The 24,491-nt window shown below is 60.3% G+C and carries 23 protein-coding genes and 1 riboswitch; of the genes, 13 read left to right on the forward strand and 10 right to left on the reverse strand.

Translation table 11 applies throughout. The features are described 5' to 3' along the window. Nucleotides 1–53 precede the first annotated feature (53 nt). The 4 genes from AC13Q5_RS19430 to AC13Q5_RS19445 all read left to right on the forward strand — a co-directional run bounded on the left by AC13Q5_RS19430 (nucleotide 54) and on the right by AC13Q5_RS19445 (nucleotide 3,212). A complete protein-coding gene (locus AC13Q5_RS19430; RefSeq protein ID WP_488502822.1) occupies nucleotides 54–1,274 on the forward strand; it encodes a helix-turn-helix domain-containing protein in 1,221 nt (406 codons plus the stop codon). 48 nt (nucleotides 1,275–1,322) lie between these two features. Further along, a complete protein-coding gene (locus AC13Q5_RS19435; RefSeq protein WP_488502823.1) occupies nucleotides 1,323–1,955 on the forward strand; it encodes a Vgb family protein in 633 nt (210 codons plus the stop codon). Nucleotides 1,956–2,100: 145 nt separating this feature from the next. Beyond that, on the forward strand, nucleotides 2,101–2,694 hold the full coding sequence (locus AC13Q5_RS19440; protein WP_488502824.1) for a nucleotidyltransferase domain-containing protein: 594 nt from the start codon (nucleotides 2,101–2,103) through the stop codon (nucleotides 2,692–2,694). A 236-nt stretch (nucleotides 2,695–2,930) separates the two neighbouring features. Then, nucleotides 2,931–3,212 (forward strand): hypothetical protein, encoded by a 282-nt coding sequence (locus AC13Q5_RS19445; protein WP_488502825.1) that lies wholly within the window; start codon nucleotides 2,931–2,933, stop codon nucleotides 3,210–3,212. A gap of 139 nt (nucleotides 3,213–3,351) precedes the next feature. Here the strand turns inward: AC13Q5_RS19445 and AC13Q5_RS19450 are convergent, their stop codons facing one another. Continuing rightward, a complete protein-coding gene (locus AC13Q5_RS19450) occupies nucleotides 3,352–4,677 on the reverse strand; it encodes an MFS transporter (protein ID WP_488502826.1) in 1,326 nt (441 codons plus the stop codon). A 394-nt stretch (nucleotides 4,678–5,071) separates the two neighbouring features. On the opposite strand from AC13Q5_RS19450, the gene AC13Q5_RS19455 reads away from it, so the two are divergent. Both AC13Q5_RS19455 and AC13Q5_RS19460 read left to right on the forward strand, forming a co-directional pair. Then, nucleotides 5,072–6,787 carry an ATP-binding protein gene (locus tag AC13Q5_RS19455; RefSeq protein ID WP_488503031.1) on the forward strand — a complete coding sequence of 572 codons (1,716 nt, stop codon included), beginning with the start codon at nucleotides 5,072–5,074 and terminating at the stop codon, nucleotides 6,785–6,787. Next, on the forward strand, nucleotides 6,784–8,088 hold the full coding sequence (locus AC13Q5_RS19460; protein WP_457881339.1) for a sigma-54-dependent transcriptional regulator: 1,305 nt from the start codon (nucleotides 6,784–6,786) through the stop codon (nucleotides 8,086–8,088). The genes AC13Q5_RS19455 and AC13Q5_RS19460 overlap by 4 nt, the downstream gene beginning before the upstream one ends. Before the next feature lie 593 nt (nucleotides 8,089–8,681). On the opposite strand, the gene AC13Q5_RS19465 is transcribed toward AC13Q5_RS19460, so the two are convergent. Continuing rightward, the gene (locus AC13Q5_RS19465) at nucleotides 8,682–10,262 is read right to left on the reverse strand and encodes a DHA2 family efflux MFS transporter permease subunit (RefSeq protein WP_457881448.1); all 1,581 of its coding nucleotides are present in this window, start codon (nucleotides 10,260–10,262) and stop codon (nucleotides 8,682–8,684) included. A 38-nt stretch (nucleotides 10,263–10,300) separates the two neighbouring features. Then, nucleotides 10,301–11,491, reverse strand: coding sequence for an HlyD family secretion protein (locus tag AC13Q5_RS19470; protein WP_488502827.1), 1,191 nt, complete (start codon nucleotides 11,489–11,491; stop codon nucleotides 10,301–10,303). A 122-nt stretch (nucleotides 11,492–11,613) separates the two neighbouring features. On the opposite strand from AC13Q5_RS19470, the gene AC13Q5_RS19475 reads away from it, so the two are divergent. Beyond that, on the forward strand, nucleotides 11,614–12,270 hold the full coding sequence (locus tag AC13Q5_RS19475; protein WP_488502828.1) for a TetR/AcrR family transcriptional regulator C-terminal domain-containing protein: 657 nt from the start codon (nucleotides 11,614–11,616) through the stop codon (nucleotides 12,268–12,270). 54 nt (nucleotides 12,271–12,324) lie between these two features. On the opposite strand, the gene copC is transcribed toward AC13Q5_RS19475, so the two are convergent. The 5 genes from copC to AC13Q5_RS19500 form a co-directional block, all read right to left on the reverse strand. Beyond that, entirely contained in the window at nucleotides 12,325–12,693 is a 369-nt protein-coding gene (gene copC / locus AC13Q5_RS19480; RefSeq protein WP_488502829.1) for a copper homeostasis periplasmic binding protein CopC, read from the reverse strand. A gap of 136 nt (nucleotides 12,694–12,829) precedes the next feature. Further along, the gene (locus AC13Q5_RS19485) at nucleotides 12,830–13,426 is read right to left on the reverse strand and encodes an SCO family protein (RefSeq protein ID WP_075852854.1); all 597 of its coding nucleotides are present in this window, start codon (nucleotides 13,424–13,426) and stop codon (nucleotides 12,830–12,832) included. After that, nucleotides 13,416–13,895: a copper chaperone PCu(A)C gene (locus tag AC13Q5_RS19490; protein ID WP_488502830.1), complete on the reverse strand. Its 480-nt coding sequence runs from the start codon at nucleotides 13,893–13,895 to the stop codon at nucleotides 13,416–13,418. The genes AC13Q5_RS19485 and AC13Q5_RS19490 overlap by 11 nt, the downstream gene beginning before the upstream one ends. Nucleotides 13,896–13,958: 63 nt before the next feature. Beyond that, a complete protein-coding gene (locus AC13Q5_RS19495) occupies nucleotides 13,959–15,332 on the reverse strand; it encodes a PepSY-associated TM helix domain-containing protein (RefSeq protein WP_488502831.1) in 1,374 nt (457 codons plus the stop codon). 226 nt (nucleotides 15,333–15,558) lie between these two features. Then, nucleotides 15,559–15,963, reverse strand: a complete 405-nt coding sequence (locus AC13Q5_RS19500; protein ID WP_488502832.1) for a hypothetical protein — start codon at nucleotides 15,961–15,963, stop codon at nucleotides 15,559–15,561. Nucleotides 15,964–16,470: 507 nt separating this feature from the next. Here AC13Q5_RS19500 and AC13Q5_RS19505 point away from each other — a divergent pair. The 4 genes from AC13Q5_RS19505 to AC13Q5_RS19520 all read left to right on the forward strand — a co-directional run bounded on the left by AC13Q5_RS19505 (nucleotide 16,471) and on the right by AC13Q5_RS19520 (nucleotide 20,885). Beyond that, entirely contained in the window at nucleotides 16,471–17,565 is a 1,095-nt protein-coding gene (locus AC13Q5_RS19505) for a GGDEF domain-containing protein (protein WP_488502833.1), read from the forward strand. A gap of 84 nt (nucleotides 17,566–17,649) precedes the next feature. Next, nucleotides 17,650–17,902, forward strand: a riboswitch (cobalamin riboswitch). A gap of 164 nt (nucleotides 17,903–18,066) precedes the next feature. Next, nucleotides 18,067–19,083 (forward strand): ABC transporter substrate-binding protein, encoded by a 1,017-nt coding sequence (locus tag AC13Q5_RS19510; RefSeq protein ID WP_488502834.1) that lies wholly within the window; start codon nucleotides 18,067–18,069, stop codon nucleotides 19,081–19,083. Between the two features lie 3 nt (nucleotides 19,084–19,086). After that, a complete protein-coding gene (locus AC13Q5_RS19515; protein ID WP_075852860.1) occupies nucleotides 19,087–20,124 on the forward strand; it encodes a FecCD family ABC transporter permease in 1,038 nt (345 codons plus the stop codon). Further along, nucleotides 20,121–20,885 (forward strand): ABC transporter ATP-binding protein, encoded by a 765-nt coding sequence (locus tag AC13Q5_RS19520; RefSeq protein WP_457879356.1) that lies wholly within the window; start codon nucleotides 20,121–20,123, stop codon nucleotides 20,883–20,885. Before AC13Q5_RS19515 ends, AC13Q5_RS19520 begins: the two co-directional genes overlap by 4 nt. Nucleotides 20,886–21,024: 139 nt before the next feature. Here AC13Q5_RS19520 and AC13Q5_RS19525 read toward each other — a convergent pair whose 3' ends face one another. Then, the gene (locus AC13Q5_RS19525) at nucleotides 21,025–21,927 is read right to left on the reverse strand and encodes a LysR family transcriptional regulator (RefSeq protein WP_488502835.1); all 903 of its coding nucleotides are present in this window, start codon (nucleotides 21,925–21,927) and stop codon (nucleotides 21,025–21,027) included. Nucleotides 21,928–22,106: 179 nt separating this feature from the next. Between AC13Q5_RS19525 and AC13Q5_RS19530 the strand changes: the two genes are divergently transcribed. Together AC13Q5_RS19530 and AC13Q5_RS19535 are read left to right on the forward strand one after the other, a co-directional pair. Continuing rightward, on the forward strand, nucleotides 22,107–22,832 hold the full coding sequence (locus AC13Q5_RS19530) for an SDR family NAD(P)-dependent oxidoreductase (RefSeq protein ID WP_488502836.1): 726 nt from the start codon (nucleotides 22,107–22,109) through the stop codon (nucleotides 22,830–22,832). Continuing rightward, nucleotides 22,826–23,314, forward strand: a complete 489-nt coding sequence (locus tag AC13Q5_RS19535; protein WP_075852863.1) for a RidA family protein — start codon at nucleotides 22,826–22,828, stop codon at nucleotides 23,312–23,314. The genes AC13Q5_RS19530 and AC13Q5_RS19535 overlap by 7 nt, the downstream gene beginning before the upstream one ends. A 53-nt stretch (nucleotides 23,315–23,367) precedes the next feature. Here the strand turns inward: AC13Q5_RS19535 and AC13Q5_RS19540 are convergent, their stop codons facing one another. Then, complete coding sequence (locus AC13Q5_RS19540) at nucleotides 23,368–24,489, reverse strand: ABC transporter permease (protein ID WP_488502837.1); 1,122 nt, start codon at nucleotides 24,487–24,489, stop codon at nucleotides 23,368–23,370. Between the last annotated feature and the right edge of the window lie 2 nt (nucleotides 24,490–24,491).

Here is a 24,491-nt window from a genome sequence, read left to right on the forward strand (position 1 = left end):
AACTTACCGCTGGAGGATGAAGGGGTGGGAGTTACAAGTGTGACGGGATTTCGATGGACTCGCTGATCGTCGCCGCAGCTCAGGCGCTTGCATCAGGCGATGTGCTGGGTGCGCTGAAGCGCGTGGCGCTACGCGACGATGGACCGGCGCTGGCACTGCGCGGCATAGCCATGGCGCAGCTCGGTGATCTCGTTCGCGCCAAGGCGTTATTGAAGAGTGCCGCGCGCGCCTTTAGTCCGCGCGAAGCCGTTGCCCGTGCCCGTTGCATCGTCGCCGAGGCGGAGATTGCTCTCGTCTCGCGAGATCTCGGCTGGCCGGAAAAGGCACTGGAGACGGCGCGGGCCGCTCTTGAAAAACACGGCGACCGCATCAACGCCGCCCACGCCCGCAATCTGCAGATACGCCGCCTGCTGCTCATCGGTCATCTGGACGAAGCCGAGCGGTTGCTCGCGAAACTCGATCCGTCGCCCTTGCCGCCTGCGGCAAGAGCAAGCCATGAACTGGCCGTTGCCGGCATCGCCGTTCGCCGCCTGCGTATCGAGCCGGCGCGTGCTGCCCTGACACGTGCCGCGGAAGCGGCTCGCAAGGCAGCGATCCCCGCTCTTGTCGTCGAGGTGGAGGATGCGGCGCGCATTCTCGATGAGCCGGCCGCTCGCCTGATCGCCAAAGGGAACGAAAGGCTGCTGTCGCTCGATGAGGTCGAGGCGCTTTTGGCATCCGATACCTTGGTCGTCGATGCCTGCCGCAACGTCGTCCGCAGCGGCGCAGACATTATATCGCTTGCGAGCCGGCCCGTGCTTTTCGCGCTCGCGCGCGTGTTGGCCGAGGCGGCCCCGGCCGGTGCGCCGCGGGCGCTGCTACTTTCCCGTGCGTTCCGCGCCCGCCACGCCGACGAATCCCATAGAGCCCGGCTCCGGGTGGAAGTCGGCAGGCTTCGCGCCGCTTTGGAACCGCTCGCCGAGATCAGCGCGACGATGGAAGGTTTCGTGCTGACGCCGCGGCAAGCGCAAGATGTCGTGGTGCTGGCACCGTCGGTCGAAGTCGAGAATGCCCCGTTACTTGCACTGCTCTCGGATGGCGAATCCTGGTCGAGTTCGGCATTGTCGATTGCGCTGTCGGCGAGTCCACGTACGGTGCAGCGTGCGCTCGACGCGCTTGCGGCTATTGGGATGGTACAACGCGTGGGCAACGGACGGGCCTGCCGCTGGATGATGCCCCCGGTCGTCGGCTTCCCGACAACATTGTTACTCCCCGGGCCACTGCCGAGCGACTAAGCTTTCACATTATCGACACTCAACCGATCCCGACCGGAGGATGGAAGCATGAAAAAGTCGCAAGCGGAAATCACTCGCGAATACGGCCCCTTCGACAACGCGCCACGCGTCAACGGCGTCACCTTCGACGGCCAGCACGTCTGGTTCGCCTCCGGCGAAAAGCTGCATGCTCTGAATCCGGAAAGCGGCGCACAGGTCCGCACGATCGACATTGCTTCGCACGCCGGCACCGCTTTCGATGGTCGTTACCTCTATCAGATCGCCGAGGACAAGATTCATAAGGTTGATCCTCAGACGGGCACGATCGTCGCGACGATTCCGGCGCCGGGCAATGGCGGTGATTCCGGCCTTGCCTGGAGCGACGGCAGCCTGTGGGTAGGGCAGCATCGCGGCCGCAAGATCTATGAAATCGACCCCGAGACCGGCGCCATCCGGCGTGCCATCGAATCCAACCGTATCGTCACCGGTGTGACATGGGTTGATGGCGAGCTTTGGCACGGCACCTGGGAGGGCGAGGAGAGCGACGTCCGTCGTATCGATCCGGCGACTGGCGAAGTTTTGGAGCGGCTCGAAATGCCGGAGGGGACCGGCGTTTCCGGTCTGGAATCCGATGGCAAGGACCGCTTCTTCGCCGGTGGTGGCGGCAGCGGAAAGGTGCGGGCCATCCGCCGTCCGCGCTGAACAGCTCGCTGCAGGATGTTCGGCGTGTTGGATGGCCGATCCGTCTCCGCGCGAAGTTTTTCGCCTATTGGTAAAAGGGGACCGTTTTGCCGAAGCGGGCAACCGATTATAGGAAAACGGTGTTACACGATAGGCGATAGGTTCCATGAAATCCCTTCCCGAAAAAGCCTGGAATGCCTGGCATCCGGCCGATCTGATGAAGCGACTTGGCACGGACATTCATTGGTATGTCGTCGGCGGATGGGCGCTGGACCTCTGGCATGGCCGGCAGACCCGTGAACATGAAGATCTTGAATTTGCCGTGCTGCGTGAGGATATCGCCAATGCCCGTTCGTTGTTGGCGGAGCTGGCGTTCTTCTCGGTTGTCGATGGTCAAATCGACTATCTTCCTTCATCGGTGCCGCCCGCAGTGCATGTAGCCCAACTTTGGGGAGCCGATCCGAAGCAAGGTTGCTGGCGCGTTGATATGATGCCGGAACGCGGCACGCCCGCGACGTGGATCTACAAGCGCGACCCGTCGCTCGCCATGCCTCGCGGCGATATGATCCGTAAGACCGCTTATGGTCTTCCCTTCCTCGCGCCTGCCGCAATCTTGCTTTTCAAGGCAAAACACCAGCGTAACAAGGATGAGAAGGATTTCGATCTCGCTTTGCCCAGGCTTGCCGCTTCGGAAAGAGCTGACTTACGTCTCTGGCTCGAAAGACTGCATCCGGATCACGACTGGATAGCGCGACTTTGAAATTCGCCAAGCATGGACGCGACTTCGAGCTGGATCCTGCAAGCGCCGACATCGCTATATCGAGCATTGAGAACCAGCCGCAATGCCATGCGTTTCCAGCATGGAAGCCATGCCTTGCCGGTCCCGGCTTTCATTGCCATATTTCACTTACCAACCGCATTTCAATCATTTCCAAGTTGCGAGCCGCGCCGATCCCGACGGATGTCGTGATCGGCCGGGCACGCTAGGGAGAAGTCATGAATGAGATCACGAAAAGTCTTGGTGAAATGAATTTGCAGGAGCGCGCCGATCTTATGTCGGCCGTCGCGGACGTACTGCAAGCCACGGCAGAAGAAGCCGAGGAGGATGGCGATGCGCTTGCCGTCACCAATTCGCTGTTCCTGGCATGTAATCTTCGCGGCTGTTCGTCCGATCTCGGCCCGAATGATCTGAAGGCGGCAGAACTCCTGCTGGAGCAGGGGATCACCTTCATTCATCTGCTGAACGAGCGCAAGAAAAGCCGTACGCTCGTGCATTGACGGCTGACCACCGATAAGGCCCCCCTTTTGGAAACTGGCAATATCGAGGTCTGCAGCAAGACCGGAGCGGGGACATCATCGATGCCCCCGCCATGGGTGTTCAGCCGAGTGAAATAACCTTTCCGCCTGGCCGGCTATCTCAATCTTCCTGGATGGCGCTGTTCCTGGCCGTATCGCGCATGAAGAGATAGACGACGAGCGAGATGCCGATCATTGCCGTCACATACCAGTAGAAGCCCTGTTCCCAGCCGCTGCTCTTGAACTTCAGCGCTACGAATTCGGCCGTGCCGCCGAATAGTGTATTGGCGAGGGCATAGGGCAAAGCAACGCCGAGAGCACGGATATGAGCGGGAAACAGCTCGGCCTTCACCACTGCATTGATCGATGTATAGCCGGTGACGATGATCAGCGCGCCCATGACTAGCAGTCCCGCGATGAATGGATCTTTCGTGGTCTCGAGCGCAGAGAAGATCGGATAGGTAAACAGCACGCCGCAGAGACCGAAGCCGATCATCAGGGGCTTGCGGCCGATCTTGTCGGAAAGTCCGCCTGCAATCGGTTGCAGCAGCATGAAGATGAACAGCGTGATCGCGTTTATCTCGCTCGACGTTTCCCGGCTGAACCCAGAGGTGTTGACCAGGAATTTCTGCATGTAGATCGAATAGGCGTAAAAGGCGAGCGTGCCGCCAGCCGTCAGCAGCATGACCAGCGCGGTTTCCCTGGGATGCCGAGTGATCAGCATCCAGAAGCCGGATTTCTGCGTATCGCTTGCGCGCACATTCTTGAAGCTTTCGGTTTCAGCAAGGCCGCGCCGCAGCCAGAAGACCACGACCGCAAGTGCTGCTCCCATGAAGAAGGGAATGCGCCATCCCCAGGCGTTCAGAGCTTCGGTCGTCATGACCGCCTGTAAGAAGATTAGCAGCGCTATGGCAAGCAGCTGGCCCGAGATCAGCGTGACATATTGAAAGGACGAGAAGAAGCCACGACGTTCGCGGCCCGCCATTTCAGAGAGGTAGGTCGCCGAGGCGCCGTATTCGCCGCCGACGGACAGACCTTGCATCAGACGGGCGAGAACCAGAAGCGCCGGTGCCACCACGCCGATGGTTTCATATCCCGGCGTCAGCGCGATAATCAGCGAGCCGGCGCACATCAGCGTCACCGAAAGAGCGAGACCGGCCTTGCGGCCCTTGCGGTCGGCATAGAGCCCCATGATCCAGGCGCCGATCGGCCGCATGACGAAACCGACGGCAAAGACCGCCGCGGAATTCAACAGCTGTGCCGTCTGGTCGCCGGCCGGGAAGAAATGCGGTGCGAAATAGAGCGCGAATGCAGCATAGACATACCAGTCAAACCATTCGACCAGATTGCCGGTGGAACCACCGATGATCGATTTCAGACGTTTGCGGCGTTCGGTTGCTTCCGCCCTTGCTGTCGTTACGATGGGATCTTCTAATGTCTTCAGCATTGTGCCTCTCCTCCCGTACTTGCTTCGGATCGTCGTAGGTAAGCGGTGAACCGCTGCGAACGACGGGTTCGCCGGGAGGGGTCATATTGCCTGCGGGTGGCCGCCCGCCAGTCTCGTCGAGACGGCACCGGCAACGCCAATTGCCCGGCCACAGCCGGCTTTTCTACGTATTGAGGACCACTCTCCCAGTGTCCGCATTGATACGTGTGGAAGAGACGAGGCACGAGGCTTCAAGGATATATAAAAATATCTTATTGATATAACTTGTTTTTCTCCTGATCGTTTATCGACGTTTAGGGTATCGCGCGCAAGATTCTGCATAGATATTTTGGAATTTGTGCAATATTCTGCACGGATGAGTGGATCGGGCCTCAGGCGAATTGTGTTTCTGGCGGTGGCCGGCTTGGCCGTCGCCGTCGCTATCTGGTGCGCGGCGCTCTCGCTTTCGCGTCAGGATGCGCTTGGGCGGCTGGCCGCGGAGGCGGGCGGGCTTGCGGCACAGCATAGTCGCTTGCTCGACAGCGAGCTGGCGCGTTTCCGGCTTCTTCCGATCGTGCTTGGCGAATATCGCGATCTTGGCGAGGCGCTTGCAAGCCCTACGGCGGATGCGGCCCGCCGGCTTGACGAAAAACTCGGCTTCCTGGCCCGCGAAACCGGCGCCTACATCATTTATCTTGTTGACCACAAAGGACTTGTGATTTCCGCGTCGAATGCAGGGACCGAAGACAGTTTCGTTGGCAAGAACTTCAGCTTCCGGCCCTATTTTTCCGAGGCGCTCAAAGATGGCACGGCGGAATATTATGGCGCCGGAGCGATCAGCGGCCGGCCGGGCCTGTTTCTGGCCCGCAGGGTTGGTGATGCCGCCGCTCCGGCGGGAGTCGTGGTCGTCAAATTCGAGTTCGATGCGGTGTCGCGGATCTGGGCGAATGATCCGGGCGTAACGCTTGTGGTCGACGAACACCAGATCATCCTTGCTGCGTCCGATCCGACACAGGTACTGACCGCGCTTGCATCCCTGTCGCCGGAAGATCGGGCCGGCATCGTTGCAAGCGGGCAATATCGCGACGCCGCATTGGGGTCGGGCAACTATCGCGCCGAGGAAACCGGTCGCATACGCGGTCCGCGGCATCAGATCATGATCGCGGCGGAGCAACCGGTTGTCGGTACGCGGCTGCGCCTCCTGCATCTTCTTGACACCCGTATGGCGTTGCAGGAAGCGCAGGCGCAGGCTTGGCTTTTGGCGCTGCCCGCCATCCTGGGACTAGCGGTCATCGCGGTTGCGATCTGGTGGCGCATGACGCGTGCAGCAAGAGCGGCAGCCGATCGGCGGGCGCTTGAAGAGGCCGTCGCCGCACGTACGGTCGAGCTGCGCGACGAGATGGCTGAACGCACGCGTGCCGAGGATCGCTATCGCGATGCCCGCGAGGAACTTGCGCAGGCCAATCGGCTCGCTTCCGTCGGTTCGATCACGGCGGGATTGATGCATGAAATCAATCAGCCGGTTGCCACCATCCGCACTCTCGCCGAGAATGCCCGCCATCATCTTGCGGCCAATCGGCTCGATCGCGTTGGTGCCAATCTCGATGCCGCAGTCGAGGTGACGGCGCGCATTGGGACGATCACGCAGGAGATGCGACGGTTTTCGCGCAGGGGACGGCATGCGGCCGGAGCGGAGCCGCTCGATGCCATCATTGCCGGCGCCTTGCTGCTGGTCGGGAACCGGTTTCGCAAAGCGAATGTGCGACTGGACCTGCCGGCAGAGGGTCAGCCGCATGTGCTTGCCGAACGCGTGCGGCTGGAGCAGGTCATCGTCAATCTGCTGCAGAACGCAATCGACGCCGTTGCCGGGATCGCCGATCCGCATGTTGCCCTGCTCGTCGACGCTGCGGGAAAGGATGTGGTGAGGCTGACCGTCGCGGATAATGGTCCAGGCATCGATCCTGCACTGGACAAGGAAATATTCCGTCCATTCATTACCGGTAAGCCCGATGGGCTCGGTCTTGGGCTCGGGATCGCACAGGACATCATGAACGATCTCGGCGGATCGTTGACAACAGGCCTATCGCTGCTCGGTGGCGCGGCTTTCATAGTCACGATGAGGCGGGCATGACCCTACAAGCGTCGCAGAAGGTTCTCCTGGTCGAGGACGACGGCCCTTTCAATGCCGCGCTCACCGATTCCTTCGCCATAGCCGGCTTCGAGGTGGAGAGCCACGGCGACGGGCAGTCGGCGCTGGCAAGCCTTGCAACCGCATTGCCCGGCGTGATCGTCAGCGACATTCGCCTGCCACGTATCGATGGACACGATCTGCTGGAAGCAGTGCTGGCGCGCGATCCGGACTTGCCCGTTATCCTGATGACCGGCCATGGCGATATCGCCATGGCGGTCGGCGCCTTGAAGCAGGGCGCCTATGATTTCATAGCCAAGCCCTTTGCCACCGATCACCTGATCGCATCGGTGCGCCGGGCGCTGGAAACGCGACGCCTGGTGCTGGAAAACCGGCGTTTGCGCCAGGCCGCCGCCGAGGCGGAGGATGCGTCGCCGCTCATCGGCCAGACGACTGTCATGGCGCGATTGCGCGAAACGATCCGCCAGATCGCAAACGCCGACGTGGATGTTCTGGTTGAAGGCGAAACAGGCACCGGCAAGGAACTCGTGGCCCGCCTCATCCACCGCTGGAGCAGGCGGCGCACCCGCAGTTTCGTCGCGGTCGATTGTGCCGCCCTGCCGGACGCGATCGCCGACGAGACCCTGTTCGGAAGCCGCGCCCGGCGCGGCCGTATTGCCGAGGCGGATCGCGGCACGCTGTTTCTCGACGAGATCGACAGCATGTCACCCATGTTGCAGGGCCGGCTTCTGCGCGTTGTCGAGGAACGCGAGCTGCCCTCGGCGAGCGGCGAGCCGGCCCCTGTCGATCTCCGCATCGTCGCTGCGACGAAAAGCGATCTGCATGGTTCGGTTACCGATGATCGCTTTCGTGCCGATCTGCTCTATCGGCTGGAAACCGTGCGGATCCGCATCCCGCCCTTGCGGGAGCGCCGCGCTGATATCGGCCTGTTGTTCAGCGCCTTCCTCGATGAGGCCGCACGCCTGCACGGTGTGGCGCGTCCGCCTATCGATGCGGCGATGGAGGCACGATTTCTAACCGACGACTGGCCGGGCAATGTCCGGGAGCTGCGCAACTATGCGACCCAAGCCGCGCTTGGCCTCGCCTCCGCTCGCAGCCAGCCTTCCATGGAGTTCGGTCTCTCCGATCAGATGGATCACTTCGAGGCGAACATTCTGCGAGCCACGCTGGAGCGATATGAAGGGGATATTGCTGAGGTCGCACAGGCGCTCAAGCTGCCGCGCCGCAGTCTTTATGCCCGCCTGCAACGCCACGGCATCAATCCGTCGGCCTACCGCAAGTGAGACGGGGCGCATGTCGAGAGTGAAAGGAACAGGACGAGTATAGTCTTACATGCTCAACTTAGCGTCGCGATGTGTATTTAGTGTAATTTCTTCATATCTTTATAGATATTCGATGTATAAATTATATTAACTATGTATTAATCATAATTATTCTGCGTGAAAAATAGAAAATAATTAATACATGTTAGGATATTGTGGCTCGTCTGCATGATGCAGCAATTAAATTAGAGAGCTATGATATGCTTGATTTACCTAAATTGATGCAGCTATTGCTATTTGCGGCCGTTATACTGTTATTTTTCCGCTGGGTCGTCGAGGATATGAACAGATAGCCGCCTTGGGCGCCTGAATATCCCAGCACCGCACGATTTGCTTCTCAGTTCAGCGTATCCATCCTCCGGCCAAGACCGCACAAGCTGATCCTGTAGCGATTTGCTTTTGTTTTCGTGTCTCTGTTCGGCAGCGCGAATTGAACAATGACGCCCGGGAGTTTCCGGGCGCCATCGAGACATATCGTATGATCGTCATGGTACAGGCGCAGATCGCGCTTATGGCTTCAAGCCAAACGGCATCGCGTGCATGAGCCCGTGTGTTCAGTGGGCGCCTGCGCCACCGCCGGCTTGAGGGCGTTTGGCAAACAGCATGGTGATCGCCGCGATGGCAAGCACGACGCCGATGACGGCGAACGTGTCGCTGAAGCCCATGATCAGCGCCTGTCTCTTGATGATCTGGCTGAGGGCGATGATCGCCTTCTGCTGGGCTGCTTGATGGTCCGAGACGCCATGCGACAGGAAGTAGCCGGTCATCTGGTCGATCCGCTCGCGAACCTCGTCGCGGGCGAGGGTCACGGATTGGCCGATGATGTTGGAGTGGAACTGCTCGCGTTTGCTCAGGATGGTCCCAAGCGAAGCCGTGCCCACTGCGCCGCCGAGGTTGCGCAGCATGTTCGTCAGGCCGGAGGCCGCGGCAGCGTCCGCCGGAGCGATGCCGGCTGTCGTGATGGCGGTGACGGGCGTGATGACGAAAGCCTGGCCAATCGCGCGAACGATGTTCGGAACGAAGAACTGGTCTCCGGCATTGTCGGCCGAAAGCGTGACGTTCATGAAGCAGCTGAGTGCAAAGACGGCGATGCCGAAGAAGGCAAGCCAGCGCACATCCACCCGCTTCATCATCAGCGGAACCAGGGGGATCAGCAGCAGCTGCGGCAGGCCCGTCCAGGCAAGGACGTTGCCGATCTGCTCGGCATTGTATTTCTGTACCTGACCCAGATATTGCGGCAGGATATAGACTGTCCCGAACAGCGCGACGCCGACCAGAATATTGGCGAGCACACCAAGCCCGAAATTCCGTTGTTTCAGCAGCCGCAGCTTGACCAGCGGCTTCGACACCTTCAGTTCGATGATGATGAAGAGCGTCAGGAACACGGCCGCGACGAGGCTCAGGCGGACAATGAAGGGCGAGGAGAACCAGTCGTCCTTGTTGCCCTCTTCAAGCACGGTTTGCAGGGCCGAGAGGCCGATTGCCATCGTCACGATGCCGGCCCAGTCGCCTTCTCGCAGCAGCTTCAGCTGCATGGGCTGTTTCTCCAGCGTCAGCGCAAGCGCCACCACCATGATGGCGCTCGGGCCGGCATTGATGAAGAAGATGGTCTGCCAGCCGTAATTCTCGGTCAGGTAACCGCCGATGGTCGGGCCGATGGCCGGCGCAAAGGTGACGGACAATGCGAAGATTGCCAGTCCCAAAGGCTGCTGCGGCTTCGGAAGCTTCGTCAGCACCATGGTGAAGGCCATCGGGATCAGCACGCCGCCGGCAAATCCCTGCAGACCGCGCAGGACGATCATTGTTCCGAGATCGTGGGCGAAGGCACAGGAAAGGGACAGCAGCGGAAACAGCACAGAGTTCACCAGAATGTAGCGGCGAAACGAGAAGACGCTGCTGAGATAGGCGGTGAGTGGAATGACGACGATCTCGCCGATCAGATAGGAGGTCGAGATCCAGGCGCCATTGTCCACCCCGGTGCCAATGCCTCCCTCGATATCGAGGAGGGAGGCATTGGTGATCTGGATGTTCAGGATCGCCATGAACGCGCCGATCATGCCGGCCAGAACTGCGACCCACTCTCTTGTCGATGCGCGCGGCTCTGCCGCTGCGGCCGGCATCGCACGGCCATCCATTGTAGTCGTTGACATGGTGAGGGCTCCGGCCGGCAGCTTTACTGCGCGGCGCCTGCTTTCGTGTTGATGCTCGGCTCGACCGACATTCCCGGGCGCAGTTCACCGCTGTTCATGGTCTGTGGGTCCAGCGCGATCCTGACCGGAATTCGCTGAACGACCTTGGTGAAGTTGCCTGTCGCATTATCGGGCGGCAGCAGCGCGAATTCCTGTCCGCTCGCCGGTGCAAGACTGTCGACATGGCCGTGGAAGACCTTGCCGGGGAACATGTCGACTTCGATATCGACAGGCTGGCCGGCATGGACATCCGTCAGCTGCGTCTCCTTGTAGTTGGCGACGACATAGGCCTGGTCGGTCGGCACCAGCGACATCAGCTGCGTGCCCGCCTGGACATATTGGCCGATGCGCAGCGTGCGGTTGCCGACAGTGCCGTCGACGGGGGCCATGATGGTCGTATAGGAGAGATTGAGTTCAGCCTGATGCTGGATCGCCGCGCTCTTCTGCAGGGTAGCCGTCGCCTGGGCGATCTGGGCCTTCAGAAGTTCGACCTGCTTGATCGCACCTTCCAAGGTTGCGGTGTCCCTGACGATGGAAGCCTGGGCCGCGGCGATCTGCGATGCGGCCTGCTGTGCTGTCTGCACGGCCGCATAGCCGTTGGAGGCGAGGCTGGCGTAGCGCTTGTTGTTCTGTTCGGCGAAGGTTTCGTTCGCCTTGTCCACATCCAGTGTCGCCCGCGCTGCGGCAATGGTCGATTGCTGGATATCGAGCGAGGCCTGCTCGGCCTGTATGGTTGCCTGTGCGGCAGCGACATCGGCCTTGGCCTGGTCGAGTGCCGCACGGAAGTCGCGGTCGTCGATACGGGCGAGCGGTTGGCCGGCCTTTACCGTCTCGTTGTCCTTGACCAGGACTTCCGCCAGATAGCCCGAGATCTTCGGGGCGATCGAGCTATTGTCGGCCTGGACGTAGGCGTCGTCGGTCGACACCTCGAAACGACCGTTTTGCCAGTAGTCGTGTCCATAGTAGCCCGCCGCGGCGATGATGGCGATCAGACCCGCGCCATACATCAAGCGGCGCGGCGTCTTGCTGCGCGTTGGAGCGGCGTTGCCGGCCGGTGCCTGTGGCGCCTCCGGACGGGGTTCAGTTGTCACCCCTTCCTTGGCTTTCGCCTCGACGGTTCCCTGCGCTTCGCCGGAAGCACCCTCGGACGTGACGATATGCAGATTATTAGCCATGTACTTGCTCCTGACAGGGGTCGCTGCCGGACAGGGGTAGCGGCCAAGTTCAATTTGGAAACTTGATGTTTTCCAAAATAAGCGCTATAAAATCCAAGTCAACAGTATTTTGGAAAATATCGATGGTCCTAAATCCAAAAGCCACGAAACGACCACGAGGACGACCGCAGGTCCGTTGTGACGACGATACCCGGGTAATCGTTCTGTCGTCGGCCAGAAAGCGCTTCATGGAAGCGGGCTATGCCTCGGCATGCATCAACGACATCGCGCAGGACGCAGGTGTCTCGACGAAGACCGTCTATCGGTTGTTCGAGAGCAAGGGCGAGATTTTCAACGCCGTGATTACGGATCGTATTGCCCGTTTCAACGTCGAAGTGGACCAGGGGCTTCTCAGGCATCCGGACCTGCATCACCAACTCGAGCAAATCCTGATCGCCTACGGCCGTCTGGCGCTGGATCCGGAAACGATCGCGATCAATCGTCTTGCGGTGGCCGAGGCGGATCGCTTTCCCGAAATCGCGGCGTCCTTCTACGAGCGGGCGATCAAGGCCTCGACGGTGGTCTTCGAGGTCTGGCTGCGGAGCCAGCGCGACAAGGAGGCAATCAGGATCGCGGATATTGCGCGTGCCGCCGGCTTCCTGCGGGGAATGATGGCCATGGAGCCGCAACGAGCCGTCATGCTGGGCCAGCGATCGGCGCCAGATGACGAAGAGATCCAGGCCCGCGCGACGGAATGCGCGGCAATCTTCCTGCAGGGCTGTATTTCCAGCACCGCTTGAGCCGGAAACGAAGGGCGAAGCTGCCCGCGCAGTTGCGGGCAGCTTCCGGACTGGTCAGGGCGCGATGGTGAAGCCGTAGCTCCCGTTGGTCTTGTGGCCGTCCGTCGAAAGGGCATGCCATTCGACCGTGTACTTGCCGGGAGGCAGCTTGTCGGTCACAGGCACCATCAATGTGGTGCCGCTGTTCGTCAGCATGCCTTCGCCCGTTTTGACCGTGGCCTTGTCGGGGCCGGTCACCTTGATGCCGCTGAATTTCAGGTTGAAACCTTCCGAGAAGGTCAGGTCAAGTTCTGACGGCGCGGTCTTGACCGTGCCGTCGGCCATCGGGACGGCCGATTTCAGATGCGCATGTGCCATCGCCTGGCCGGCGAAGGCGATGCTGATGGCGGCAGCAGCGAAGATCATTCTCGTCATCGGGGGCATGTCTGATTTCCTCATCATGTTGATGACCCGCATTAAGCCTGCGGGTCGCGCGATGGCGATCGTCCGATCGCCGGATATCCGCCGGCAAACACACCGGACGGGTTTCCATCTTCCGTTGACATCGAAGGTCACGGATCTATTCCTGCTGCAGCAGATTTCGGATCTTCTGCAGCGCGACATCGGTGTTTTCCTGATAGGCGATCGTGCCCCTGAGATTGCCCTCGGCATCGACCAGAAGCACGGAGGCGGTGTGATCCATGGTGTATCCGCCGTCCGGTGTCGGTACCTTCTTGGCATAGATGCGCCAGCCCTTGATGGCCTTCTGCATCTCGCCCGGATCGCCCGTGATACCGGTGATGCGGTCGGTAAAATTGCCCGTGTAGCTGTGCATGATCTCGGGCGTGTCGCGCTCCGGATCGACGGTGAAGAAATAGGCTTTCAGTCCGTCGGCCTGCGGCCCGAGCGTCTTGAACCAGCCTGCCATGTCGTAGAGCGTGGTCGGGCAAACGTCGGGGCAGTGCGTATAGCCGAAATAGAGGAGCGAGGGATGGCCCGATAGGGCCTTTTCGGTGATGGGCTCGCCGCGATCGTCCGTGAGCGTAAAGGCCGTGCCGAAACTGCCGGCTGCCCTGACCTGCGGTGTCATGAAGAATGTTGCGTAACCGATAAGGCCTGAGCCGATGACAAACATGAGGGCGATGGTCATTGCAGCAAAGCGTTGCCTATTTGACATGGGACGTCTCCCTGTCTGCAGCTATCGATCCGACCGGGAAATCGATGTCGACCGAGCCGGCTTTTTCGAACTTGAGCGTTGCCCTTACCGTCTGGCCCTGAAGGAAGGGCTCGGCGACCTTCATGAACATCACATGATAGCCGCCCGGCTTAAGTTTGACGGTTTTGCCGGCTGGAATGAGCAGACCATCGGCAAGCTCGCGCATGATCATGACGTCATTGTCCATCTTCATCTCGTGAATCTGGACTGTCGCGGCGCGCGGTGAGCTCGCAGCCACCAGCCGATTGTCGGCGTTGCCCGTATTCGTGATGGTCATATAGCCACCGCCGACGGGAGCTCCCGGAACCATGGCTCGAACATAGGGCGCGGCGATGGTGAGGTTGCCGATTTTGATATCCTCGGCAAAAGCGAGGGAGGAAGACAGGAATGCCAGCCCGAAGGCGGCAAGAGCAAAAATGTGTTTCAGCATGATCGATATCCTTGATCCGGAAGAGGAGCGGGCAGGCGAAGACTTTGGCTCCGCTCGATCTCGTCAGGAAAAGAAACGCCGGAGTGGCGGCACGAAACGAACCACGAATTGGTCGAGGATCAGCATTGCGACGATGGCGGCTCCCGTCAGTGGGAAGGCCACGCCGAAGACGAGGGCAATGAGCCAGAGGCCGACATAAACTGATTTCTGCGGTGGCATCGGCGGCACGCCGAGACGGCCTGATGGCCGGCGCTTCCACCACATGGTTGCGGCCGTGACGCAGCACAGGATGATGGCGAGACAAGCGGCCAGCATCAGAAGCTGGTTGAAGAGGCCCCATTCCTGTCCCTGATGGACATTGATGCTCCATTCGATCGCCTTGCCGAGCGCCGGATACTGGTCGTAAGAGATGTCAACGAGCGGCTTGCCGGAATATTGATCGATGTGGACGGTTCGCTCCTCCCCGAGGTCGCCGAAATAGTGACTCGCGGTATAGACGCCGGTTTCATCCGCCGGGATGGCAAGGTCGGACCCGGCGACCATGCCCAGGCCGTGCATGATGTGGACGGCCTTGTTCAGGCCGATCGGCTTTGCCGATTGCGCCGCCGCGACATCGGAGAGCGGAACGGGTGCATTCTCGACCACCCAGCCGGCGCGGCTGACGATATCCTGTGTGACCTTCGTGGACTTAGGCACGTCGTCCCAGACAGCTGCTGGTGTGCCAAGATTATTGGCAGTCAGCCAGGCATTGACATTAGCGCCCCAGTAGCCGGACCAGGGCATGCCGCTGAAGGCCAGGAAGAAGATCAGAATGCCGGCAAGAGCGCCCGTCACGGCATGAAGGTCGCGCCAGAAGACGCGCCGCGATGGGTCGCCGCGAACCGTGAGCACGCCGCCGGTCTGCTGGCGCGGCCACCACAGATAGATGCCGGTGACTACGAGCACGAGGGCAAAACCTGCAACGATCTCGATGATGCGGTTGGTCCATTTCCCGAAATATTCGAGGCTGTGGATGCGCTTGACGACCCAGCCGAACTCCTGCTTCGAGCCCACCGACCCCAGGATGCTGCCGTCATAGGGGTTGACGTAGACGATGGTTGATTGGCTGTCCTTGGATAGCGTTACCCAGGCTGAGCGGTTCGGCGCCGAGGCTTCGTGATAGGAGGTTGCGCGGGCGCCTGGAAAGGCTGAGAGCGCTGCATCGGCGATCTGCTGCGGTTGCAGCATCGTGCCGGTCTCGGCGACGAGGTAGCGATGCGAATAGAAGGTGTCGGCAATCTGATCCTTGAACAGATAGAGCGAACCGGTGATCGCCAGATTGAGCATGAAGGGAATGACGAGAAGGCCGGCGAAAAAGTGCCAGCGCCAGATCGCCCGATAGAGTGAGATATTATGGGTTGCTGCGACTGCAGGCTCTGCAGCGGTAAGGGCAGACATGAAATCCTCCGAAGATCGGCAGGCTGCCGCTAGCGATCGATCCGAGGAGGCAGAGGCGATAATTCGCCGTTTGGAGTGAGCTCGCTTTACATGGCCGACCGGACCAATCGGTCCCGTCTTGTTCGGCAAGGTACAGTTGAGAACACCAATCCTCAGATTTTACGACCGAGGGGTCGCGATGCGGCAGCGTTGATTGCAGGCATCACGGCAAGGCCGCAACGCCGGTTCAGCCAACGATGTCGAGGAGGGGTGGCGCTCTCGGGCCTGTGTTCGGCGGATAAAGCTGGCGGTGGAAAGCCTCCGATCTTGCGACGACAGTCTCTCCGCGTGGGGAGGCAAGGCGCTCGCAAATTTCGGTCGGAGGCGTGGGCAGCATCGTGGCCGATGCGATCCGGCATGCCTCGCATCCGGGCGCATAGGCCTTCCCATGTACCTTGCCGTCGGCATCCTTGTAGGTGACGCAGAGGATGGGCAAGGATCCGTCCGGGAGCCTGTATTGCGCAAGTTCTGTCGGGGATATCTCGTCCGCGGTTGCGACAACAGGCTGATGAGCGAAGCCGACAAGCAGCAGCGCAACGGCGCAGATAATGCGCGCGCTCCACTGAAATATACGCGAAATTGTCTTCCGCATTCTTGTCCCCACCACCGCATTCGCGGATAAGGTTGCAGTCATAGGGCAGGCCTATTGCAAGCGCAATGCGTCAATTGGTGCCGCACTGAAGTTTACAAAAGCTGGTATCAGTCAGGGCTCGCCGCCGTCGCCGGGTCTCAGGGAATACCAAATTGGTGGAGAGCTCTTGATCGTTTCGCGCAGGGCGCCAGATAGGGCTGATCATTCGGATCCGTCGGCTTTCATAGTTCATTTCCGTTGATGGTCTATGATCTCCTGAGGACGCATGACTGCATCTGGCCTGAATTACAGATTCCGGACGCAGCGATATTGAGACATATTGCTTCAGAAATTCGATTGCGACGATGACCATCACTTCCAGTTCCTGCCCGAACTTTATTGCCACGCCGCCGATCGGCGAGAGGCTTGGTAAACCATTTTGCGGAGATCGCATGGTATCCCACACCGACTTCGACTATGCCGGTATAGGTCATTCGTTGCGGCTCGTTGCGAGGACTGGGAATAGCAATGGAAACTGAAACACATTTGGTTTCGCTGATACGCGTCCTCGGCCAGGTGGCGATCATCGTCTATGCCTATTCCTGGGTCATCCGGATCGTTGAACGCGGTGCGTTGAAATCCGTGGCCGTCGGACTGCTGTTCGGGCTTGTCGGCATCCTGTCGATGGGCGATCCGATACAATGGATGCCGGGTGTCATTCAGGATGGCCGTTCGATCCTCCTTGTCCTTACGCCGATCTATGGTGGCCTTCTGGGAACCATTGTCGCTGCGGCGATGATGGGTCTGTTTCGGCTTATGGTCGGCGGCATGGGTGCGGTTGGCGGCGTTGCCGGCATCGTGATCGTCGCGATCGCGGGCTATGCGCTGAGCCTCCTGCCGCGGCAATGGACCGGTATAGGGTGGAGGCGGTCGGCTCTGTTCGGTCTGGCGACCTGCTCATCCATGGTGGTTCTCTTCTTTCTGCCGTGGGCGGTTGCGCGCGCGCTTCTCATCTCGGCGACCCTTCCGGTGACGATCGTCAATATCCTCGGCGTCATGCTGCTGTCGGACCTGCTGCAGCGGGAGCAATATCGCATCGGCATCCAGCGTGCGCTGGAGAATGAAGCGAGCCTCGATCCGCTCACAAGGCTTCCCAACCGCCGTGTGCTGCAGCGCGAAGGCGATCGATGCAGCAAGGAAGCGGGCACGCGGCGCATCCCTTTCTCGATCATCATGCTCGATATCGATCACTTCAAGAAGATCAACGACAGCTGGGGCCATGCCTTTGGCGACACTGTTTTGGCGCGGTTGGCCGATGTCATCCGGCAAACCGTGCGCAAGACCGACATTGCTGCCCGCTATGGCGGTGAGGAGATCGTCGTGTTGCTGCCGAACACCGATACGCGGGCTGCGGCTGCCGTTGCGGAGAAAATTCGCAAGGATATCGAGGGTACAACCCTGATGTTCGAGCAGGAAGCCGTCCACGTCACCGTCAGCATCGGTATTGCCTGCTCGCTTGAGCCGACCACGGATTTCAAACATGTGCTTGAGGCCGCCGATAAGGCACTCTACCGCGCAAAGGCCGGCGGAAGAAATCGCGTGGAACTGGCAGAGGCTGCATAGGCCGGGCGCCACTCCTTCGGCGACGAGCATGATGTGCTCTTTCTTCTTTGTTATCCAAGCGTTCTTGACGGGAAGGGGCAGTCCGGAATAACTGGACGCGACGGTTCCCCAAGGAAGACTCCGCGGGGATTAATAGGGAACACGGTGAGGACGACCCAAGAGGGACCTAGACCGTGGCTGCCCCCGCAACTGTAAGCGGATTGCCGATCATCCAGGAGCGACCTTGCCGGTTCGCTTCTGAGGCTTCAAGCCATGCCACTGCAGCCAAGCTTGCGGGAAGGCAGATGATCGTCAGAGATCCGCAAGCCAGGAGACCTGCCGTCGATCACGATCCAATCAGCCGGGCGGGGATGCTCGGAAGGGACAGAGAATGATTGACCTGAGCCTTCGACATTATCCGACCTCTATCGGCCTTGATTGGGATCCTCGCAACCGGCGGCGGTCTTCCTCAGCGTAATCGTGCTGACACCGCCCAGTTTCCTCATCCTGCCGAGATCTTTCATGCGCCATCTTTTGACGACCATCACATTTGCACTTGGGCTGACCGGGTTTGCCGCCTCCGGCTTCGCCGCCACCCAATATCCCCTGACAATCAATAATTGCGGGCAGAAGGTGACCTTCCAGAAGGCGCCGGCCAAGATCGTTTCGATCGGCCAGGGCATGACCGAGATCCTGCTCTCGCTTGGCCTGGCCGACAAGATCGCCGGCACGGCCGTCTGGGTCGGCCCGGTGTTGCCGCAATATGTCGAAGCCAATGCCAAGATCCCGCGGCTTGCCGACAATGATCCGAGCTTCGAATCCGTCGTCGGCAAGGAACCGGATCTCGTCGCCGCCGAATTCGAGTGGCATGTCGGCGCACAGGGCTCCGTCGGCAAGCGCGAACAGTTTTCAGAACTGGGCATCAACACCTACATCGCGCCGACCGATTGCGTCGCCAAGGTCAATACCGATGGCGGCGATGGTGTGCGCAAGGAACTGTTCAGGATGGACCTGGTCTACAAGGAGATCGGCGAACTCGCCGAGATCTTCGACGCGAAGGATCGCGGTGATGCCTTGATTGCGGACCTGAAGAAGCGCGAAGCGGACGCGGTCGCCTCGATTTCAGGCGCAAAGTCCAAGGACCTGCCGATCGTCTTCTGGTTCTCCAGCAAGGAAGTCAGCGGCGATGCCTTCATCGCCGGCAAGAACAGCGCGCCGGCCTATATTCTGAAGACAATCGGCGCCAGGAACGTCGTGACCACCGAAGAAGAATGGCCGCTCGTCGGATGGGAAACCATCGCGCAGGCGAATCCGGCTGTGATCGTCATCGCCACCATGGACCGCCGCCGCTATGCGGCCGACGATCCGAAGGTCAAGGTCGATTTCCTCGAGAAGGACCCGGTCACCAGCCAGCTCGACGCCGTCAAGAACAAGCATTTCGTCATGATGGATGCGCAGTCGATGAACCCGACTATCCGCACCATCGATGGCATCGAAATCCTCGCCAAGGGTATCAAGTCCTTCGGTCTGGCGCAGTAAGATATGAGCCTCGTTGCGCAACGTCGGTCATGGTGGACGCATTTGGTGCTTGCCGTGGCTGCCATCATGATCCTGGCATTCATGATCAGCCTTGCGGTGTCGATCGGCGAGATTTCCATCCCGCTGTCGACCACCGCCAAGGCGGTCTCGAACCGGATGTTCGGAACGAGTTTCGAGCTCAGCCGTATCCATCAGGGCATCGTCTGGGATTATCGGCTGAGCCGGGCGCTGGTTGCCGCAAGCACGGGTGCTGCGCTGGCGCTCAGCGGTGTGATCCTGCAGGCGCTGCTGCGTAATCCGCTTGCCGAGCCCTATGTGCTTGGCATTTCGGCGGGGGCTTCGACCGGCGCGGTCTGCATCATGATCCTCGGGCTCGGCTACGGCATTCTGGGGCTTTCCGGCGGAGCCTTCATCGGTGCGGTCGTCGCCTTCCTTTTCGTCGGTCTCCTGGCCGCGGGTGTCGGCGGCACGAGCGAGCGCATCATCCTGTGCGGTGTCGCCGGATCCCAGCTTTTCAACGCGCTCACCTCCTATATCGTCACCACCTCGGCCAATGCCGAGCAGGCGAGGGGCGTCATGTTCTGGCTGCTCGGTTCCCTCAGCGGCGTGCGCTGGCCGGATGTCTATCTTTCCGGGCCGGTCGCCATCATCGGCTTTATCGTCTGCATGGCGCATGTCCGCGTGCTCGATGCCTTCATCTTCGGCACGGATGCGGCCGCCTCGCTCGGCATCGCGGTCAGACGTGCGCAAATCGTGCTGCTTGGCGTGACGGCCTTCATGACGGCAGCGGTCGTCAGCATTGTCGGCTCGATCGGCTTCGTCGGATTGGTCATCCCGCATGCCGCCCGTTTCGTCGTCGGTCCAAGCCACGATCGGCTGCTGCCGGCGGCGGCTCTGGCCGGCGCCATCTTCATGGTTGGCGCTGATATCATTTCGCGAGTCATCATCCCCCAGCAGATCCTGCCGATCGGTGTGGTCACGGCGCTGTTCGGGGCTCCGGCTTTCGCCATTATTCTCTATCGCGCCCGGAGGACGGCATGAGCATTGCTGTTGATACGGTGACCTTTGCCGCCGGCAATACGCTGATCGTCAACGGCGTCAGCCTGTCGGTGGAAAGGGGCAAGGTGCTCGGTCTTCTCGGGCCGAACGGCTCGGGGAAATCCAGCCTGCTGCGGCTGATCTGCCGGCTGCGCAAGGTCAAGAGCGGCGTCATCCGGCTCGGTGGCAGCGACATAGCCTCGATCTCGCGCGGGGATATCGCCCGCCGCATCGCACTCGTTGAACAGCAGGCGACGACCGATACGCAGGTCACCGTGATGGATGTCGTGCGCCTCGGCCGCACGCCGCATCGCGGCCCCCTGTCCGCCTGGAGCGCTCACGACGATGCGGCGGTTGCGGACGCGCTCGCCCGCGTCGGCATGCAGGGCCGTGCCGGGCAGCTGTGGCAAACCCTTTCCGGTGGCGAGCGGCAGCGCGTCCATATCGCGAGAGCGCTTGCCCAGACCCCGAGCGAGCTGCTGCTTGACGAGCCGACGAACCATCTCGATATCCAGCATCAGCTCGATATTCTCGGTCTGGTCTCCAAGCTTGACGTTACCTCGATCGTCGCGCTGCACGATCTCAATCTGGCGGCCATGTTCTGCGACAGCCTTGCGGTGCTGCAGAAGGGCGCGGTCGTTGCGGCCGGTCCGCCGGAAGAGGTGCTGACGCAGGAACTGATCGAGCGGGTATTCGGCGTGCGCGCACATGTCCAGAAGTCCTCGGTTCACGGCCGGTGCAACATACAGTACATCGCGGGCTGAGTTCGTGGACGGCGCCAATTTCGATCTCAAGGAGGAGATCACGGACTGGTCGTCGAAACGGTCCGAGACGTTCGATCCTGCCGGATGAGGTCAATGCCGCGCATCCCCGAGGGCTCGGCTTCTTTCTTCCTCATGGCCTCTACCGAAGCGGGATCCAGAGCGGCGATTTCCAGGCCTTCAGCGCATCGAGGAAAACCTGCAGCTTCAGGGGAATGAAGCGCCGCGTCTGGTAGACTGCGTGCAGGAAGATTTCAGGCGAGGTCCACTCCGGCAGAAGGCGAACGAGTTCGCCGCGCTCGATGCGCTCATCGCAGTAGTTCGAAGATAGCAGGCCTATGCCGTGCCCCTTGTAGGTGAATGCGCTCACGGACTGGAAGTCGCGGCTCGAGATCGGCCCCGAAACCTGGACTTTCGCCGATTTGCGGCCGCTGACCAGATGCCATTCGGCTTCGTTGTTGCGGCTGTTCATCAAGATGCATTGGTGCTCGCTGAGATCCTCGGGTTTAGCGGGGATGGGCCGGCCGCGCAAATAGTCCGGTGTCGCCACCACATAGCGGACGCTCTTGCCGATGCGTTGCGCGATGATGGTCGAGTCCCGCAGTTCCCCGAAGCGGATGGCGAGATCGACATTCTCGGCGATCAGGTCGAGAAACGTATTGGTGATGAAGAGATCGATCCGGATGAGCGGATAGCTTTTCAGGAAATCGGATATGAAATCGTAGAACGGCTCCTGGCTCAGGACCACGGGAGCCGATATACGGAGAAGCCCTTCCGGCTTTCTCTGTGTGTCGACGAGCACTCGCTCGGCATCATGGAGATGACTGAGCGGCTCGCTGCACTGGTTGAAATAGGCGCGTCCTTGTGCCGTAAGATTCAATTTGCGCGTCGTGCGCTGCAGCAGCGTGACGCCCAATTGCTCTTCCAGCGCCGTTACCCTTCGGCTCACGGTGGAAACGGGCATGCCGAGAGCGTGAGCCGCGCGGCTGAAGCTTTCGAACTGCGCCACCTTCACAAATATCGCAATGTCGTTCAGGTCGATCATGTCGTGATTTTTGCATGAATGGAAAATTGATTCCATATATTTCCATCTAATCGCATAAAGCCCAAATGGGCATATTCCTCTCACGAGAGCAAGCCAACCACCTCATCCTCTCTCGATCACGCCGGCTTTTGAAGCCAGGCGCGCGGCGGTGGGGTCGCTTCGTGCAAAGGAGAATGACAATGCAAACAGGAAAGACGGTGCTCATTACCGGGGCCTCGCAGGGCATCGGTGCGGCAATTGCCAATACCTTCCTCGACCGCGGTTACAATGTGGTCGCAACCTCGCGCCGGGTCAGCCAGACGAACGAGATCAAGGCCTCAGAAAGATTGGTCCGTGTCGATGGCGATATTGCCGATCCAGCCACGGCTGAGCGCGTTGTAGACGCCGCGCTCGCCCGCTTCGGAACGATCGACGCGCTCGTCAACAATGCCGGTATCTTCTTCACCAAGTCGTTCGTGGACTACACGACCGAGGATTACCACCGGCTTGCCACCACGAATCTGGAGGGCTTTATCCATCTGACACAGCTTGCTGTACGACAGATGCTGAAGCAGAAGACCGGCGGCAGCATCGTCAGCATCACGACACCCCTGGTCGATCATCCGATCGCCGGCATCAATGCTTCCGTCGCCATGGCCACCAAGGGCGGGATTGAGGCGATGTCGAAAAATATTGCCCTCGAATACGCGAAAGAGGGCATCCGTGTGAATACGGTTGCGCCCGGCGTGGTCGATACACCGCTGCACAAGGATAATCCCAAGGATTTCCTCAAGACCTTATCACCGATGGAAGGCATCTCCTCCGCTCAGGAAATCGCCGATGCCGTCCTCTTCCTGACCGAGGCTCGGCGCATAACCGGGGAGGTGCTGAACGTCGACGGCGGCGCACATCTGGGCAAATGGTAAGCGCGGTCGCAGCGTCGGCTGCTGGCGCGGAACAGCGGCTTAAGGATCTTGGTTACCTGCTTCCGCCACCTCCGACACCATTTGGAGCCTATGTGGAAGGGATACGGATCGGAAAGCTCCTGTTCCTGAGCGGCATGCTGCCGGTCATCGACCGCAAGCCGCAATTTGTCGGCCGCCTTGGTGCGGAACTATCCGTAGAGGATGGATACAAGGCTGCCGAGCTTGCGACTCTCAGCGCATTGTCGGCGATCAAAGAATATCTCGGTTCGCTCGACAAGGTCACAGCGGTTGCCAAGCTCGGCGTCTACATTGCAACGCAAGGCGATTTCCGTGATCACCCGAAAGTCGCCGATGGAGCCTCCGAATTGCTCCTCAAGATCTTCGGTCCTGAATTGTTGTCGGGCCGCGTGGTCCTTGGCGTTGCCAGCCTGCCACTTGGTCTGCCGGTTGAAATCGAGCTCGTGCTCGAGGTCGCGGATTGAGATGCTTTACCCCGGTCGGACAAGTTCCGATCGGGGTGGGCTAATGAATACGACTAGTTCAACCGGTGACGGAACATCCAGGCGGCGACTGGCATGGTCGCGGCGGCGATGGCGACGAGCGCCAGCATGTCGGGAAGCAGTGTATCAAAGCCCGCACCTTCGAGATAGACGCCGCGGGTGATGCTGATTGCGTATTTCAGCGGATTGATCATCGTCGCATATTGCAGGACTTCCGGCATGTTGTCGGTCGGCGACATCAGCCCGGAGAGCAGCATGAACGGCATCAGGAAGACGAAGCAGAGGATCATCGCCTGCTGCATGTTGGCGGCGATCGACGACAGGAACAGTCCGAAGCCGATCGCCGCGGCAAGGAAGAGGCTCAGCCCGAGATAGAGCGTCAGGAACGAGCCGGCAAACGGGATGCGGAACCAGAACAAGGCCACCAGCAGGATCGTCGATGCCTGGGTGATGCCGACGATCATCGAGGGCACCGCCTTGCCGATCATGATCTCGGTCGGCGTGAAGGGTGCGACAAGCAGCTGATCGAAGGTTCCTTCCTCGCGTTCGCGGGCGACGGACATGGCCGTCAGCATCATCGTCATCAGCATGGTGATCGTGCCGATCAGCGAGGGGACCATGCTCCATCGCGTTTCCAGCTGCGGATTGTACCAGGCGCGGGTCGTGACCTGCACGGTATTGCCGGCGCCGCCCTTCTGAGCAAGCCAGTCCGCGGTGAAATCGCTGACGATCGTATTGGCATAGCCCTGCGCGATACCGCTGGTATTGGAGTTTCTGCCATCGCCGATGACCTGTACCGTGCCGGAGGTTCCGGATTCCAGCTGCCTTTCGAAATCGTGCTCGATGACGATGATCAGCACCGCCTGCTTGGTATCGAGGAGTTTTACCGCCTGGCCCGTCTGCGTCAGCGTTGCCACCCTTTCGAATATGCCCGATCCCTCGAGCTTGGCGACAAGGTTACGCGACGTCGTCGTCCTGTCCTGGTCGACGAGCGCGTAGGGGACTGTGTTGAGGTCATAGGTGGCGGCGTAGCCGAAGATCAGGCACTGGAGGATGGGCGGAACGACGAGACTTGCCCGGCTTCTCGGGTCCTTCAGGATGACGAGGAGTTCCTTGCGGATCAGCGTTGCGATGCGCAAAAGTGAGGCGATCAACATGG

The organism is Martinezella sp. CNPSo 3964, assembly GCF_057784375.1.

What these genes read in the sequence shown, in the direction of transcription:
- AC13Q5_RS19430 (WP_488502822.1), top strand. Translation starts at nt 54, where the DNA reads ATGGACTCGCTGATCGTCGCCGCAGCTCAGGCGCTTGCATCAGGCGAT.
- AC13Q5_RS19435 (WP_488502823.1), top strand. Translation starts at nt 1,323, where the DNA reads ATGAAAAAGTCGCAAGCGGAAATCACTCGCGAATACGGCCCCTTCGAC.
- AC13Q5_RS19440 (WP_488502824.1), top strand. Translation starts at nt 2,101, where the DNA reads ATGAAATCCCTTCCCGAAAAAGCCTGGAATGCCTGGCATCCGGCCGAT.
- AC13Q5_RS19445 (WP_488502825.1), top strand. Translation starts at nt 2,931, where the DNA reads ATGAATGAGATCACGAAAAGTCTTGGTGAAATGAATTTGCAGGAGCGC.
- AC13Q5_RS19450 (WP_488502826.1), bottom strand. Translation starts at nt 4,677, where the DNA reads ATGCTGAAGACATTAGAAGATCCCATCGTAACGACAGCAAGGGCGGAA.
- AC13Q5_RS19460 (WP_457881339.1), top strand. Translation starts at nt 6,784, where the DNA reads ATGACCCTACAAGCGTCGCAGAAGGTTCTCCTGGTCGAGGACGACGGC.
- AC13Q5_RS19465 (WP_457881448.1), bottom strand. Translation starts at nt 10,262, where the DNA reads ATGGATGGCCGTGCGATGCCGGCCGCAGCGGCAGAGCCGCGCGCATCG.
- AC13Q5_RS19470 (WP_488502827.1), bottom strand. Translation starts at nt 11,491, where the DNA reads ATGGCTAATAATCTGCATATCGTCACGTCCGAGGGTGCTTCCGGCGAA.
- AC13Q5_RS19475 (WP_488502828.1), top strand. Translation starts at nt 11,614, where the DNA reads ATGGTCCTAAATCCAAAAGCCACGAAACGACCACGAGGACGACCGCAG.
- copC (WP_488502829.1), bottom strand. Translation starts at nt 12,693, where the DNA reads ATGCCCCCGATGACGAGAATGATCTTCGCTGCTGCCGCCATCAGCATC.
- AC13Q5_RS19485 (WP_075852854.1), bottom strand. Translation starts at nt 13,426, where the DNA reads ATGTCAAATAGGCAACGCTTTGCTGCAATGACCATCGCCCTCATGTTT.
- AC13Q5_RS19490 (WP_488502830.1), bottom strand. Translation starts at nt 13,895, where the DNA reads ATGCTGAAACACATTTTTGCTCTTGCCGCCTTCGGGCTGGCATTCCTG.
- AC13Q5_RS19495 (WP_488502831.1), bottom strand. Translation starts at nt 15,332, where the DNA reads ATGTCTGCCCTTACCGCTGCAGAGCCTGCAGTCGCAGCAACCCATAAT.
- AC13Q5_RS19500 (WP_488502832.1), bottom strand. Translation starts at nt 15,963, where the DNA reads ATGCGGAAGACAATTTCGCGTATATTTCAGTGGAGCGCGCGCATTATC.
- AC13Q5_RS19505 (WP_488502833.1), top strand. Translation starts at nt 16,471, where the DNA reads ATGGAAACTGAAACACATTTGGTTTCGCTGATACGCGTCCTCGGCCAG.
- AC13Q5_RS19510 (WP_488502834.1), top strand. Translation starts at nt 18,067, where the DNA reads ATGCGCCATCTTTTGACGACCATCACATTTGCACTTGGGCTGACCGGG.
- AC13Q5_RS19515 (WP_075852860.1), top strand. Translation starts at nt 19,087, where the DNA reads ATGAGCCTCGTTGCGCAACGTCGGTCATGGTGGACGCATTTGGTGCTT.
- AC13Q5_RS19520 (WP_457879356.1), top strand. Translation starts at nt 20,121, where the DNA reads ATGAGCATTGCTGTTGATACGGTGACCTTTGCCGCCGGCAATACGCTG.
- AC13Q5_RS19525 (WP_488502835.1), bottom strand. Translation starts at nt 21,927, where the DNA reads ATGATCGACCTGAACGACATTGCGATATTTGTGAAGGTGGCGCAGTTC.
- AC13Q5_RS19530 (WP_488502836.1), top strand. Translation starts at nt 22,107, where the DNA reads ATGCAAACAGGAAAGACGGTGCTCATTACCGGGGCCTCGCAGGGCATC.
- AC13Q5_RS19535 (WP_075852863.1), top strand. Translation starts at nt 22,826, where the DNA reads ATGGTAAGCGCGGTCGCAGCGTCGGCTGCTGGCGCGGAACAGCGGCTT.
- AC13Q5_RS19540 (WP_488502837.1), bottom strand. Translation starts at nt 24,489, where the DNA reads ATGTTGATCGCCTCACTTTTGCGCATCGCAACGCTGATCCGCAAGGAA.